At 74.4% G+C, this 14607-nt stretch carries 11 protein-coding genes; 4 read left to right on the plus strand and 7 right to left on the minus strand.

Translation table 11 applies throughout. From position 1 onward, the window contains the following. Positions 1–14: 14 nt before the first annotated feature. On the minus strand, positions 15–1184 hold the full coding sequence (locus J2S66_RS20265) for a cytochrome P450 (protein WP_310308752.1): 1170 nt from the start codon (positions 1182–1184) through the stop codon (positions 15–17). An 86-nt stretch (positions 1185–1270) separates the two neighbouring features. On the opposite strand from J2S66_RS20265, the gene J2S66_RS20270 reads away from it, so the two are divergent. After that, positions 1271–1927 carry an HAD family hydrolase gene (locus J2S66_RS20270; protein WP_310308753.1) on the plus strand — a complete coding sequence of 219 codons (657 nt, stop codon included), beginning with the start codon at positions 1271–1273 and terminating at the stop codon, positions 1925–1927. 3 nt (positions 1928–1930) lie between these two features. Here J2S66_RS20270 and sthA read toward each other — a convergent pair whose 3' ends face one another. Further along, positions 1931–3343 carry a Si-specific NAD(P)(+) transhydrogenase gene (sthA, locus tag J2S66_RS20275; protein WP_310308754.1) on the minus strand — a complete coding sequence of 471 codons (1413 nt, stop codon included), beginning with the start codon at positions 3341–3343 and terminating at the stop codon, positions 1931–1933. On the opposite strand from sthA, the gene J2S66_RS20280 reads away from it, so the two are divergent. After that, positions 3342–4055, plus strand: coding sequence for a DNA alkylation repair protein (locus J2S66_RS20280; RefSeq protein ID WP_374726102.1), 714 nt, complete (start codon positions 3342–3344; stop codon positions 4053–4055). The genes sthA and J2S66_RS20280 overlap by 2 nt on opposite strands. On the opposite strand, the gene J2S66_RS20285 is transcribed toward J2S66_RS20280, so the two are convergent. The 3 genes from J2S66_RS20285 to pheS all read right to left on the minus strand — a co-directional run bounded on the left by J2S66_RS20285 (position 4052) and on the right by pheS (position 8401). Next, positions 4052–4549, minus strand: coding sequence for a hypothetical protein (locus tag J2S66_RS20285; RefSeq protein ID WP_310308756.1), 498 nt, complete (start codon positions 4547–4549; stop codon positions 4052–4054). The two genes, J2S66_RS20280 and J2S66_RS20285, sit on opposite strands and share 4 nt — an antisense overlap. A gap of 303 nt (positions 4550–4852) precedes the next feature. Further along, positions 4853–7330, minus strand: a complete 2478-nt coding sequence (gene pheT / locus J2S66_RS20290) for a phenylalanine--tRNA ligase subunit beta (RefSeq protein WP_310308757.1) — start codon at positions 7328–7330, stop codon at positions 4853–4855. Between the two features lie 3 nt (positions 7331–7333). Further along, positions 7334–8401 carry a phenylalanine--tRNA ligase subunit alpha gene (gene pheS, locus J2S66_RS20295; RefSeq protein ID WP_310308758.1) on the minus strand — a complete coding sequence of 356 codons (1068 nt, stop codon included), beginning with the start codon at positions 8399–8401 and terminating at the stop codon, positions 7334–7336. Positions 8402–8669: 268 nt separating this feature from the next. On the opposite strand from pheS, the gene J2S66_RS20300 reads away from it, so the two are divergent. Both J2S66_RS20300 and J2S66_RS20305 read left to right on the plus strand, forming a co-directional pair. Further along, entirely contained in the window at positions 8670–10418 is a 1749-nt protein-coding gene (locus J2S66_RS20300; protein WP_310308759.1) for an HSP90 family protein, read from the plus strand. After that, positions 10418–13228: a hypothetical protein gene (locus tag J2S66_RS20305; RefSeq protein ID WP_310308760.1), complete on the plus strand. Its 2811-nt coding sequence runs from the start codon at positions 10418–10420 to the stop codon at positions 13226–13228. Before J2S66_RS20300 ends, J2S66_RS20305 begins: the two co-directional genes overlap by 1 nt. 130 nt (positions 13229–13358) lie before the next feature. On the opposite strand, the gene J2S66_RS20310 is transcribed toward J2S66_RS20305, so the two are convergent. Then, the gene (locus J2S66_RS20310) at positions 13359–14207 is read right to left on the minus strand and encodes a TrmH family RNA methyltransferase (protein ID WP_310314937.1); all 849 of its coding nucleotides are present in this window, start codon (positions 14205–14207) and stop codon (positions 13359–13361) included. After that, positions 14204–14593, minus strand: a complete 390-nt coding sequence (rplT, locus tag J2S66_RS20315) for a 50S ribosomal protein L20 (protein ID WP_310308762.1) — start codon at positions 14591–14593, stop codon at positions 14204–14206. Before rplT ends, J2S66_RS20310 begins: the two co-directional genes overlap by 4 nt. Positions 14594–14607 lie beyond the last annotated feature (14 nt).

The following is a 14607-nucleotide window of genomic DNA, read 5'->3' on the forward strand; positions in this document are numbered from 1 at the left end:
GCCGCGGGCAGCCCTCACCAGGTCACGGGCAGCGACGACAGCCCGTAGACGACCTGCGTCGGTCGGAACTCCGGCTCTCCCGCCAAGCGGAGGGCCGGGAAGCGGCGCAGCAGCGCGGGGAAGGCGGCGCGCATCTCCAGCCGGGCCAGGGGTGCGCCGAGGCAGTGGTGCGCGCCGTGGCCGAACGCGACGTGGCCGGTCGGCCGGCGGGTCAGGTCCAGCTCGTCGGCGTCGGGCAGCAGGTCGGGGTCGCGGTTGGCGGCGGGCAGGGAGCAGACCACGAGGTCGCCCTCGGCCAGTTCACGGCCACCCAGCTCGACGTCGGCGGTCACGACCCGCGGCACGCCGGTGTGCACGACGGTGAGCCAGCGCAGCAGCTCCTCCACCGCCCCGTCGACGAGGTCGGGCCGTTCGCGCAGCAGGCGGAGCTGGTCGGGGTGGCGCAGCAGGGCGTGCACGCCCAGGCCCAGCATGTTGGCCGTCGTCTCGTGGCCCGCGAGCAGCAGCAGGTCGGCGACGCCCACCAGCTCGTCGCCGTCCAGTTCGCCGGCGCGGACGAGCACGCCCAGCAGGTCGTCGCCGGGGTCGACCCGGGCGCGGTCGACCAGCCCGGCCAGGTAGGCGCGGGACCGCAGCGCGACGTCCATCCGCTGCTCCGGGGTCAGGGACACGTCGAAGAAGTCCGCGGCGCGCTGCTGGAACTCGGCGCGCTCCGCGTACGGCACGCCCAGCAGTTCGCAGATCACCAACGACGGCACGGGCAGCGCGAACGCGGGTACGAGGTCGGCGGGCGGCCCGGCGTCGGCCATCGCGTCGAGGTGGTCGCGCACGATCCCGTGCACCCCGGCTTCGAGGAGGCGCACCCGGCGTGCGGTGAAGCCGGGCGCGAGCAGCCGCCGCAGCCTGGTGTGCTCGGGCGGGTCGTAGCCGAGCACGTTGCCGGGCCGCACGCGGGCCAGCTCCTCGTCGGACAGGGCGGGCGCGCCGGGCACGAGGTGGCGCGCGGAGTTGCCGAACCGGGCCGGGTCGCCGAGGACGCGGCGGACGTCGGCGACGCGCGTCACCAGCCACACCCGGTCGCCGATCGGCGTCTCGAACAGCCGGACCCCCTCCTCGTCGCGCGCCGCGGCCAGCTCGGCCGCCGGGGCGAACCCGTCGCGGCGCATGTGCAGGGGCAGGGTCATGGCGGGGCCTCCGACCGTCGGCGGCGCGGGAGGTGCGGTGGGGAGAAGGTAGCGACGGGGCGGAGTGATGCGACAGGGTCGGGCGAGTGAGACACCTGAACACGAACGGTGACCGACGACTGCGCACCGTGATCTTCGACTGGCGGGGCACGCTCGTGCTCGCGCCGACGTTCACCGGCTGGGCGACCGAGGCGCTGCGCAGGCTCGGCCGCGACCCGTCCGGCGCGGCGGGGGTGGCGGCGCTGCTGCGCGGGTGTGCGCTGGACGTGCCGGGCATGGACGCGGACGCCGACCTGCACCGCGAGACCTGCCACCGGGCGTTCCGGGACGCCGGGATCGACGACGGGCTGGCCGCCTCGCTGTACGCGGTGGAGTGCGACCCGGCGGCGAACCCGTTCGCGGTGGACGTCGAGCCGGTGCTGCGGGCGCTGCGCGGGCACGGCGTGCGCATCGGGGTGCTCAGCGACATCCACTTCGACATCCGGCCCGCGTTCCGGGACCTGCCGGTGGACTCGTTCACGCTGTCGTTCGAGCACGGCGTGGTCAAGCCCGACCCGGCGGTCTTCCGCCTCGCGCTCGACGACCTGGGCGCCGAGCCGGACCGGACGCTCGTGGTGGGCGACCGCTCCACGCACGACGGCGCGGCCGTGGAGTCCGGCCTCACGACCCTGCTCGTCCCGCCCCTGCGGGACGTCCACGACGCGCGCCTGCACCACGTCGCCGCCCTGGTGGGGGCGGCGTGACGCCTACCGGCCGAACCGCTCCAGGGCGCGGATCTTGTTCGTGGCGTCCAGGGCGGCGACCTTGTACGCCTCGGACAGCGTCGGGTAGTTGAAGACGGTGTCCACCAGGTAGTCCACCGTGCCGCCGCACGCCATCACGGCCTGCCCGATGTGCACGAGGTCCGTCGCGCCGGTGCCGAACAGGTGCACGCCGAGCAGCCTGCGGTCCACGGTGGACACCAGCAGCTTGAGCATGCCGTAGGCGTCGCCGACGATCGAGCCGCGCGCCAACTCCCGGTACCGCGCCAAGCCCACCTCGTACGGCGTGGCGGACGAGGTCAGCTCGGCCTCCGTGGCGCCGCAGTACGAGATCTCCGGGATGGTGTAGATGCCGATGGGCTGGAGCGCGGACAGCTCGCGCGCCTCCTCGCCGAACGCGTGGTAGGCCGCGAGCCTGCCCTGGTCCATCGACGTGGCGGCCAGCGCGGGGAAGCCGATGACGTCGCCCACCGCGTAGATGTGCTCGACGGGCGTGCGGTAGTGCTCGTCCACGCTGAGCCGGCCTCGCCGGTCGGCCTCCAGGCCCGCCTTGTCCAGGTCGAGCGCCTCGGTGTTGCCCTGCCGGCCCGCCGAGTACATCACCGCGGCGGCCGGGATGCGCTTGCCGCTGGCCAGCGTCGTGACCGTGCCCGTCTCGGCCACGTCGACGTTGACGACCTTCTCGCCGAACCGGAACGTCACCGCCAGGTCGCGCAGGTGGAACTTGAGCGACTCGACGATCTCCGGGTCGCAGAAGTCGAGCATCCGGTCGCGCTGCTCGACCACCGTGACGCGGGTGCCGAGCGCGGCGAACATGGAGGCGTACTCGATGCCGATGACACCCGCGCCCACCACGACCAGCGACGACGGGATCTCCTCCAGCGCCAGCACCTCGTCGGAGTCGAGCACCCGGGCCTCGTCGAAGTCCACCTGGTCCGGTCGCGCGGGGCGGGTGCCGGTGGCGATGACGATCTTCTCCGCGGTGACGGAGTGGTGCTCGCCGCGGTGCGCGCCCCGCACGGAGACGGTGTGCGGGTCGAGGAAGGTCGCGGTGCCGCTGAGCAGGTCGACGTGGTTGCGGTGCAGCTGGGCACGCACGACCTGCACCTCGCGCCCGATGACGTGCTGGGCGCGGGAGAGCAGGTCCGAGATGGAGATGTCGCTCTTGACCCGGTAGCTCGCGCCGTACAGGTCGCGCTGGCTCATCCCGGTCAGGTACATCACCGCCTCGCGCAGCGTCTTCGACGGGATCGTCCCGGTGTTGACGCACACGCCGCCCACCATGTCGGCGCGGTCCACGACGGCGACGCGCTTGCCGAGCTTGGCGCCCGCGATGGCCGCCTTCTGGCCGCCGGGGCCCGATCCGATGACGACCAGGTCGTAGTCGTACTCGCTCATGCCGGAAGCCTCGCACACGAACCTGCCCTACGGTGTTCGGGTGAACGGACTCGCCGGGGTGATCCGACGTGGACTGGCCGCCGCGGCCTCACCGGGGGAGGCGCCGGGGATGCGGCGGTACATGAAGTCCGACATGCCGTTCCTCGGCGTGCCGAAACCGGAGCGCGTCCGCGTGCTGCGCGCCGCGCTGGCCGAGCACCCCCTCACCTCGCGCGGCGAGTGGCTGGCCACCGCGCTGGAGCTGTGGCGCGACGCCCGCTTCCGCGAGGAGCGCTACGCGGCGGTCGACCTCACGGGCCGCCGGCGCGACTGGCAGGACGTGGACCTGCTGCCCGTCTACGACGAGTTCGTCGTCACCGGGGCGTGGTGGGACTTCGTGGACGAGGTCGCCGCCAACCGGGTCGGTCCGCTGCTGCGCGCCCACCCGGCGCACGTGACGCCCCTGGTGCGCGCGTGGGCGACCGACGAGGACCGGTGGCGCCGCCGCACGGCCGTGATCTGCCAGCTCGCCTCGAAGGATGCGACCGACCGGGACCTGCTGCGCGACGTGGTCGAGGCCAACGCCGCCGATCCCGACTTCTTCCTGCGCAAGGCGGTCGGCTGGGCGCTGCGGCAGCACTCCCGCACGGACCCGGACTGGGTCCGCGCGTTCGTCGACGACCACCCGGGCCTGTCCGCGCTGTCCCGGCGCGAGGCCCTCAAGCACCTCTAGCCGAGGGCGGCGCGCCCCGAGTAGGTGAGCGGGAAGACCAGGTCCCGGCACGCGTCCGGCACGTCGTGCGCGATCTGCACGACCATCTCCACCTCGACCGCGCCGGCGGGCGGGATGGTGACCGGCTCCCCCATCGGGACCACGGTGAGCACCCCGGACGGGCACTCGGGCACGTGGTTCCGCGCCTCGTCCAGCGGCAGGCCCGGCTGGGCCTGGAGGGTCAGCACGACGATGTCGACGCCGTTCGGGTTGGACAGCCGCACCAGGCGGGCGCCCTCACTGCCCGGGGTCAGCTCGACCGGCGCGCCCGAGATGTCGTCGATCTCGAACGGCTGGAGGTCGGCCACCCCCGCCTCGGCCCCGCTCACGGAGTACGCCATGGCGGGCAACTCCGGTTCGGGCCAGGTCAGGTGCATGGCGGCCACGACGGCAGCCCCCACACCGAGGATGGTCGCGGCGACGGCGGCTTCCATCCGGGGACCCAGACTGCGCATGAGGCAACCTCACTAGATTGCTGCTCCAGGCGGTGGGTTCGCCGCTAGCTCCCCGTCGGACCGGCGACCAGACACGCCCGGCGGTTCATCGCTTCGCCCCTCGGCCCAGCGGGCCGCACAGCCAATCTTGGAGAACGTTCAACATCCGCGCAAGGACCCAGCGTGCCCGGAAACACAGGCCTTTGGACCCCTTGACACCGGACGACACCCTTCCGACCTGCCCGTTCACCGCGCACGGGCACCGGGAGGACCACTCAACCGGCCCAGTCCCGGACCCGCGGCGACGCGGGTCCGGGACCGCGATCAGCCCCTGAGCACCGCGCCGAAGCGCTCCGCGGCGGCGGCCACGGCCGCGTCGCGCGCCGCCGTCGCCTCCTCCACCGTCAGGGTGCGGTCCGGCGCCCGGAAGCGCAGGGAGTAGGCCAGCGACCGCTTGCCCTCGCCCACCTGGTCACCGGTGTAGACGTCGAACAGCCGGATGTCCTCCAGCAGCGCCCCGCCGCCCGCGCGCAGCACCCGGGCCACCCGGTCGGCGGGCACGTCCGCGCCCACCACCACGGCCACGTCCAGCAGCACCGGCGGGTACGGCGACACCACGGGCGCGGGCCGGTCGTCGGTCAGCGGCAGCGCGTCGAGGTCCAGCTCCAGCGCGACCGTGCGCTTCGGCAGGCCCAGCGCCTCCACGACCTTCGGGTGCAGTTCCCCCGCGTGCCCCACGGGCCAGTCGCCGACGCGCAGCTCCGCGCACCGGCCGGGGTGCCACGGGGCCAGGTCGGAGGCGACCACCGTCAGCTCCACGCCGTACGCCTCGCCCACGAGCCGCGCGGCCCCCACCGCGTCCGCCCAGTCGGCCGGGCGGCCCTTGCCCCACCAGCCGGCCTGCTCGCGGTTACCCGCCAGCACGGCGGCCACGTGCACCGGCTGCTGCGGCAGCGACGCCAGCAGCGACGCCACGTCGGCGTCCGACGGGCGGGCTCCCACGCCCACCGCGGGCACCGGCACCTGCTGCGCGCGCGGCAGCGTCACCTGGGCGATCGCGTAGACCGCCAGGTCCTTCTGCCCGCGCGCCAGGTTGCGCTGCACGGTCTCCAGCAGCCCCGGCACCAGCGTGGTGGCCAGCGCGTGCTTGTCGGCCTCCAGCGGGTTGAGCACGCTCAGCGCGTTGCGGCGCACGTCGCCCTCGGGCAGGCCGAGCGCGTCGAACACCGCCGGCGCGACGAACGGGAACGGCTTGACCTCGACGAACCCGTTCTCGGCCAGCGCGCGGGACACCGTGCGGCGGCGGCGCTGCTGCTCGGTCAGGCCGCGACCGGCGGGTGCGGGCGGCAACGTGGACGGGATCGTGTCGTAGCCCTCCAGCCGCAGCACCTCCTCCACCAGGTCCGCGGGCTGGGTGAGGTCCGCGCGCCACGTGGGCGGCACCGCGGTGACCATGGTCGCGCCGTCGTCACCGGTGGTGACCTCGACCTGGCAGCCGATCTGGCCCAGCCGCCGCGCCGTCACGCCGCGCGCGTAGCGCACCCCGGCGACCCGGTCGGGCAGGTCGATCGGCATCGTCACCGGGCCGGACGCGGCGGGCGAGCCCACGTCCGTGCGCTCGGGCCGGATGCTGCCGTCGGCGAACATGTCCAGCAGGCGCGCCGCGCGCTCCAGCGCCACCGGCGCCAGCGCCGGGTCCACGACCCGCTCGAAGCGCTTCGCCGCCTCGCTGGGCAGCTTGTGGCGGCGCACCGTGCGGGCGATGGACGCCGGGTCCCAGTTCGCCGCCTCCAGCAGGATGTCCGAGCTGGCGGGGCCGACCTCGGTGCTCGCGCCGCCCATGACGCCCGCCAGCGACACGACGCCGCTGTCGTCGGCGATCACGATGTCGTCCGGGTCCAGCGCGCGGACCTGCTCGTCCAGCGTGGTCAGCTTCTCGCCGGCCACCGCGCGCCGCACGACCAGGCCGCCCTTCACGGACGACGCGTCGAACGCGTGCAGCGGCTGCCCCAGCTCCAGCATCACGTAGTTGGTGACGTCCACCGGCAGCGAGATCGACCGGATGCCCGCGAGCATCAGCCGCCGCCGCATCCACCACGGGGTGGGCGCGGTCGGGTCGACGCCGGTCACGCGGCGGGCCACGAACCGGGAGCAGGCGCCCTCGTCCTCGATGCGGACGGGCAGCACCTCGCCCTCGCCCTCGGGCACCTCGGCCAGACCGGGGTCGCCGAACGGCACGTCGAACGCGCAGGCCAGCTCGCGGGCCAGGCCGCGCACCGAGAACGCGTATCCGCGGTCGGGGGTGGGCGAGACCTCGATGACCGTGTCGCCGAGACCGAGCAGCTCGACGGCGTCGTCGCCGGGCTGCGCGGTGCCGCTGGGCAGCACCATGATGCCCGCGTGGTCGTCGCCCAGGCCCAGCTCGCGGGCCGAGCAGATCATGCCGTCGCTGGTCCTGCCGTAGGTCTTGCGGGAGGAGATGGCGAACCCGCCGGGCAGCACCGCGCCGGGCAGCGCCACCACGACGGTGTCGCCCTCCCGGAAGTTCGACGCGCCGCAGACGATGCCGTTGACCTGCTCCGGGCCGACCTCGACCTGGCAGTAGCGGATCGGCTTCTTGAACTCGGTCAGCTCCTCGACCTCGACGACGCGGCCCGCGACCAGCGGTCCGGTGACGCCGTCGAGCCGGTGGACGTCCTCCACCTCGATGCCGATCCGCACGAACGCCTCGGCGAGCTGCTCTGGCGTGGGGGTCTCGGTGAACTCGAGGTTCTCGACCAGCCAGGTAACCGGAATGCGCACCGGTCAGGCCTCCGTTCCGAATGGCTGGGTGAAGCGGACATCGCCCTCGACCATGTCGCGCATGTCGGGCAGGCCGTTGCGGAACTGCAGGGTGCGCTCCAGGCCCATGCCGAACGCGAACCCGGAGTACACGTCCGGGTCGACGCCGCAGTTGCGCAACACGTTCGGGTTGACCATGCCGCAGCCGCCCCACTCGACCCAGCCCGCGCCGCCCTTCTTCTCCGGGAACCACACGTCCACCTCGGCGGACGGCTCGGTGAAGGGGAAGAAGCTCGGGCGCAGGCGGGTCCGGGAGTCCGCGCCGAACATGGCGCGGGCGAACGCGTCGAGCGTGCCCTTGAGGTGCGCCATGGTCAGCCCCTTGTCCACGGCCAGGCCCTCGACCTGGTGGAAGACGGGGGTGTGCGTGGCGTCCAGCTCGTCGGTGCGGAACGTGCGGCCGGGGCACACCACGTACACGGGCGGCTCGCGGTCCAGCAGCGTGCGCGCCTGCACCGGGCTGGTGTGCGTGCGCAGCACCAGGCCCGAGTCGGCGGGCGCCACGTAGAACGTGTCCTGCATGGTCCGCGCCGGGTGGTCCTTGCCGAAGTTCAACGCGTCGAAGTTGAACCACTCGGTCTCCAGCTCGGGGCCCTCGGCGACCTCGTAGCCCATGGCCACGAACACGTCGGCGATGCGCTCGGCGAGCGTGGAGATCGGGTGCCGCGCGCCGCGCGGGACGCGGTCCCACGGCAGCGTGACGTCGACCGCCTCCTCGCGCAGGACGCGCTCGTCGCGCTCGACCTGGAGCTCGGCGCGCCGCTCCTCGAACGCCTGCTTGACGGCGTTCTGCGCCACGTTCACCCGCTTGCCGGCCTCGGCCTTCGCGGCGGGCGGCAGGGCACCGATCTCGCGGCGGGCCAGCAGGACCGGCGAGCGGTCGCCCAGGTGGCTCGGCTTCACGGCGGCCAGCTCGTCGAGGTCGGCCGCCTTCGCGAACGCCTCCCGAGCCTGCTCGACCGCCGTGTCCAGCGCCTCCGGGGAGAGCGCCGCGACCTGCTTCGGGTCGTACGGGTCGTTGGCTCCGGACATGGTTGGTGGACAGCTCCCGTCACGGACAACAGGTGGATAGCCCTTCCGCGAGGTGCGCGGAGGGGCGGACCGATCCTAGGTGATCGGCCTTGACCGGCACGAACCGCCGTCCGCGGCCCCGACCGGTTCGAGGTTGTCGGTGGGTCGTGGCAGTCTTGCGGGCGCGAGCGGGTCCCGGCGGGCGAAGAGCGGAAAACCGGACCACGAGCCGCGTGAACGAACCTGGAACCGTCCGTCACCCATGACCTTGACCCGAGGTGAACTCCACTTGGCACACACCTTCGGTGTCGACCTGCGCGGGATCATCGACCTGCTCAGCCACCACCTCTACAGCAGCCCCCGCGTGTACGCGCGCGAACTGCTGCAGAACGCGGTGGACGCGATCACCGCCCGCCGCGCGCTCCAGCCGGACGCGCCCGGCGAGGTGGTGGTCGAGCCGGTCGGGTCCCCGGGCGGCACCCTCCGCATCTCCGACACCGGCGTCGGCCTCACCGAGCGCGAGGTGCACGACCTGCTGTCCACGCTCGGCCGCACGTCCAAGCGCGACGACCTGGGTTTCGCCCGCCAGGGCTTCCTGGGCCAGTTCGGCGTGGGCCTGCTGTCGGCGTTCCTGGTCGCCGAGCGCGTCAACCTCACCACCCGCAGCGCGCGCGGCGGGCCCGCCGTGCGCTGGACCGCCGACGCGAGCGGCCACTACGAGGTCGGCGAGGCCGAGCGGGCCGAGGTCGGCACCACGATCGAGCTGGTGCCGCACCGCGACGCCGAGCACTGGCTGGAGCACGACGTGGTGAAGGCCCTGCTCGCCGAGTACGGCGAGCTGCTGCCGGTGACCGTCCGCGTCGGCGACGAGGTCGTCACGCACGACGCGCTGCCGTGGACCGACGACGCCCTGGCCTACGGGGAGCGCGTGCTGGGCGTGCGGCCGTTCGACGCGATCCCCGTCGAGGTGCCGACCGTGGGCCTCCGGGGCGTCGCGTACGTCCTGCCGGGCGGTGTGCACCCCGGCGCCCGCCAGTCGCACCGCGTGTACCTCAAGCGGATGCTGGTCGGCGACAGCATCGAGGGCCTGCTGCCGGAGTGGGCGTACTTCGTGCGCTGCGTGGTCGACTCGACGTCGCTGCGCCCGACCGCGAGCCGCGAGTCGCTGTACCAGGACGAGACGCTGCTGGCGGTGCGCGAGGAGCTGGGCCGCCAGGTCCGCGACTGGCTCGTGCGGCTCGACGCGACCGACCCCGACCGCACCCGCGCCCTGCTCGACGCGCACCACCTGGGCATCAAGTCGCTGGCCCGGGTCGACGACGAGATGCTGCGCCTGGTCGAGCGGTGGCTGCCGTTCGAGACCACCGACGGCGCCCAGTCGCTGCGCCAGTTCCGCCGCAGGCACGGCACGATCGCGCACGTCCCGGACGTGGACGAGTTCCGCCAGCTCGCGCCGGTCGCGCACGCCCAGGGCATGGGCCTGGTCAACGCGGGCTACGCCTACGACGCCGAGATCATGGAGCGGCTCGTCGCCCTCGACGGCCCGGCGGCCGCGCGCCGGGTCTCGCCCGGCGAGGTGCTGGCCGCCCTCGACGACCCCGAGCCGGAGCTGGAGCGCGCCCTGCGCGAACGCCTCGTGCTGGCCGAGGACGTCCTGGGGCGGCACGACTGCGAGGCCGTGCCGCGCGACTTCGACCCGGGCACGCTGCCCGCGCTGCTGGTCACGAACGCGGAGGCCGAGCGCAAGCGCGACGCGCGGCAGGCGGGCGAGGAGGCCGACGCGCTGTGGGCGGAGCTGCTGGGCAACCTGGTCGGGTCCTCGTCGTCCGACGCCGCGCAGCGCCTCGTGCTGAACTGCCGCAACCCGCTGGTGCGCCGGCTGGCGAGGCTGACCGACGCGGCGCTCGTGGAGCTGACCGTGGAGTCGCTGTACGTGCACGCCCTGCTGCAAGCACGGCGGCCGATGCGCCCGAAGGACACCGCGGCGCTGAACCGATCGTTCCTGGAACTGCTGGACCGCGCCGTGGGAGACCGCTGATGAGCGAGGAGAAGGACGCCGCCGAACGCCGGTTCGTGGAGGCGTACCACATGCCCGAGGGCATGGCGCGCCACGAGGCGCTGGAGCGCGCGGCCCGCGCGGCGGACGCGGTCGACCACCTGCCGCTGGCCGTGAGCTGCCGGATCGCGCTGATCCGCTCGGCCTACGACCTGGGCCGCTACGACCTGATGCTGGCCCCGTTCGCATGGTGCGGCACGGCCGAGAAGCGCGACCCCGGTGCGTTCGACGAGTGGGAGACGCACAGCTTCGACTGGGCGCACAAGTGGATCGTGTCGGGCCTGATCGCCGACCCCAGGTTCACGCTGGCGCAGATCGGGTCGTTCGTCGACCAGCTCGCGGCGCGCTACCAGCGGCTCGGGTACTCGATGCAGCCGGTGCACGGGGCGCGCGCCGACCTGGCCGCGCACGTCGGCGACGATGAGGCGTACCGGGAGCACTTCGCCCGCTACCTGGCGGTGGACCGCGGGCCGATGAGCGACTGCGAGGCGTGCGTCGTCGAGGAGCAGGCCGGGCACCTGATCCGGCAGGGCAGGCACGCCGAGGCCGTCGCGCACGCCGAGCACCAGCTGGAGCAGGAGACGGGCTGCGCGACCCAGCCGCAGGGCATCCTCACCACCCTGACGCCCGCGTTCGTGGCGCTGGGCGACGTGGACCGGGCGCGGCAGGCGCACGTGGTGGCGCACCGGCTGATCCGCGACGACCTCGTCGGCGGCTACCTGGACGACCACCTGGTGTTCTGCGCGACGTCGGGCAACGTGCGGCGGGGCGTCGACCTGCTGCGCGGCCACCTGCACCGGGTGCACCACTCGACCAGCCCGTCGCAGGCCGCGCACTTCTCGGCGGGCGCGGCGCTGCTGCTGAGCCGGGTCGACCCGGACGAGGAGTTCGCCGTGCCGCGCGACGGCGTCACGACCGTGCTGAGCGCGGCGCGGCTGCGCGAGCTGCTGGAGGCGCAGGCGCTGGACCTGGCGGCGCGGTTCGACCGGCGCAACGGCTCGGACGCGATGAGCAGGCGCATCCGGGAGACCCTGGGGCGGCCGGACACGATCCCGGTGCCGCTGGCGGTGCCGGTCGCCACACCGCCCGCGCCCGCCGCGCCGGAGGAGGAGCCGGTCGCGGTCGGCGACCCGGTGGAGCTGGCGCGGAGCATGTGCGCGGCGTTCGACGAGGGCGAGTTCGTCACCGGCATGCGGCTGCTGCGCTCGCTGCCCGCCGATCTCGACCCGCTGCTGCCCGAACCGCTGGCCGCGCTGGTGGCGGTGCGGCGAGCCATCGCGGGCGGTCACGTCCGACCGCGCGACGAGGTGCTGGCCGAGCTGGACGAGGGCGTCGAGCGGCTGGTCGCGTGCGGCGAGCACGACCTGGCCAACCGCTTCCGCGCGCGGGGCGCGGGGCTGCGCGCCGAGTCGGCCGAGGACGGGTCGGCGGAGTGCGTGGAGGTCGCGCGCACGTGCCTGGCCGAGGCGGAGGTCGCGGGCACCGCGTACACGCGGGTGCTGACCAGGTTGCTGCTGGCAGACCTGCTCGCCGACGCCGAGGAGCACGACGAGCAGGGCGTGCTCGCCGCGCAGGCGCTGGAGCTGGCGCGCGCCGAGGTGCCGGAACTGGTGTCGCGGGCGCGCTGCGACCGGGCCCAGCACCTGGCGACGGTCGGTGACCTGGAGGAGGCGCTGGCCGAGGTCGAGGACCTGCTGGCGGGCGGCGTGCCGGCGTCCGTGCGGTTCGACGCGCTGCGGCTGCTGCTGAAGATCCGGACCGTGCGCGGCGACGCGGAGGAGGCGGTGGCGACGGCGGCCGAGTTCGTGCGCGCGTTCAGCGCGCCGCGCGGACCGTGGACGGCGGAGGCGCACCGCCAGCGCGTGGCGTCCGTCGAGCGGCTCGGCCTGGAGGCCGAGCACCTGGTGGAACTGCGCGACGCCGTGGCCGCCGGGCACGAGGCGGGCGTGCCGGACGACGTGGCCAAGGCGTGCTACGCCCTGGCCGGCGGCTACCTGAAGGCGGGCCGTCTCGTCGAGGCCGCCGAGGCGCTGGAGGAAGCGGTCCGCGTGGTGGACGCGGACGACGTGGACCCGGACGTGGCGGTCCCCGTCCGCTACCGGCTGGGCCAGGTCTGCGCGCGCCTGGACGAGACCGAGTCGGCCAGGCGCCACCTGGAAGCGGCGCTGGGCCTGATCCCGCCGGACGAGTCGTGGCGCAAGGCGATGGTCCTGGACCTGCTGGGCGGCGTCCTGCGACGCCTCGACCGCCCCCTGGAGGCGGCCTCCGCCTACCAGGGCGCGGCGAGCGCGTGGCAGCAGGTCCCCGACCAGGCCGAGGCGGCGGGGTCCCTGGTCGAGGCGGCGGCGGCCCTGCCGAACGAGGAGACCGCCGAGTGCGCCGCCACCCTGGACGCGGCGGAGCAGTTGCTGCCCGAGGTGGAGGACGTGGACCACCGCACCCACCTGACCGCGCGGATCGCCGCGATCAGGGCGTTCCTGCACGTCCAGGCGGGTGAGCACGCGGAGGCGGTGGAGCAGAACGGCGTGGCGGAGGAGCTGGCGGCGCGGATCGGGGACGTCGACTGGCAGGCGTTCCTGGTGGCGCGGGGCGCCCGCTTCCTGCTGGAGTCCGGTGACGCGGTGAACGCGGAGGCGGAGGCCCGCCGGGCGGTCACCCTGATCACCGACGCCACCCCGCCCCAGATCCTCGGCGACACGGCGAACGTGCTGGAGGAGGCGCTGCGGGCGCAGGACAAGGCGGCCCAGGCGGACCCCCTGCTCAGGGCCCTGAACATCCGACTGGAGGCGTGACCCCGACCGAAGGCGGTGACCCCGACCGTCGGGGTCACCGCGGCGGGCGGACCCGACGTGCCGCCGGAGCACCGGCCCGAGCGGGTGTGGACGTCCACGACCACGTCGAGGACGATCGCGTCGAGCGCGATCAGGCGCGCTGGGCGCGGGCCGAGGCGTACAGGCACACGGCGGCGGCGGTGGCCAGGTTCAGGCTCTCCGCACCCCCGTAGATGGGCACCTTGAGCGAGGCGTCGAGGCTCGCCACGACGTCGTCGGGCAGGCCGTGGGCCTCGCTGCCGAACACCCACGCGGTGGGCGCGGCCAGGTCGCCGCGCAGGTCCGCGGTGACCAGGTCCTCCGGCGCGTGGCCGTCGGCGGCCACCAGGCGCAGCCCGGCGGAGCGCAGGCCGTCGAACGCCTCGGCCGCGTCGCGCACCCGCGTGATCGGCAGGTGGAACACGCTGCCGGTGGACGCGCGGACGCACTTGCCGTTGTGCGGGTCGACCGTGTCACCCGCGAACACGACCGCGTCGGCGCCCGCGGCGTCGGCGACGCGCACCACGGTGCCCGCGTTGCCGGGGTCGGCCACCCCGTGCAGCACGGCGACCAGCCGCACCCCGGGCACCAGCGCCTCGGCGGGCGGCACGTCGACGGGCGAGCAGACGGCGACGACGCCCTGGGGGGTCACGGTCTCCGACAGCGCGGCGGCGGCCTTGTCGGTCACGCCGCTGACCCGCACGCCCGCGTCGACGGCGGCGCGCACCACATCGGGGTTGCGGGTGGCGGCGACGGTGGTGACGAACAGCTCGTGCACCTCGCCGCGCCCGGTGGCGGCCCAGGCGAGGGCCTCGCGCACCGCCTGCGCGCCCTCGGCGAGGAAGCGGGCGGCGCGGTCGCGGCCGGACCGCCTGGTCAGCCGCCGAGCGGCGACGACCCGGGGTGTCCGCTCGGTGAACGGAGCATCCCCGGGTCGTGGTGCACGATCGTCCGTGCTCAGGCGTTGTCCTCGACGGGCGCGTTGACGTCGCTCGGCAGGGCGGCGCGCGCGGCCTCGACCAGGGCCGCGAAGGCGGCCTCGTCGGTGACGGCCAGGTCGGCGAGGATCTTGCGGTCCACCTCGATGCCGGCCAGGCGCAGGCCCTGGATGAAGCGGTTGTACGTCATGCCGTTGGCGCGGACACCGGCGTTGATGCGCTGGATCCACAGCTTCCGGAAGTCACCCTTGCGGGCGCGGCGGTCCCGGTAGGCGTAGTTGAGCGAGTGGAGCACCTGCTCCTTGGCCTTGCGGTACAGCCTCGAACGCTGGCCGCGGTAGCCGCTGGCGAGCTCAAGGGTGGTACGGCGCTTCTTCTGGGCGTTCACGGCCCTTTTGACGCGTGCCACGGGTCCATCCTGTC

It is taken from the genome of Saccharothrix longispora (assembly GCF_031455225.1).
GTDB lineage: Bacteria > Actinomycetota > Actinomycetes > Mycobacteriales > Pseudonocardiaceae > Actinosynnema > Actinosynnema longispora.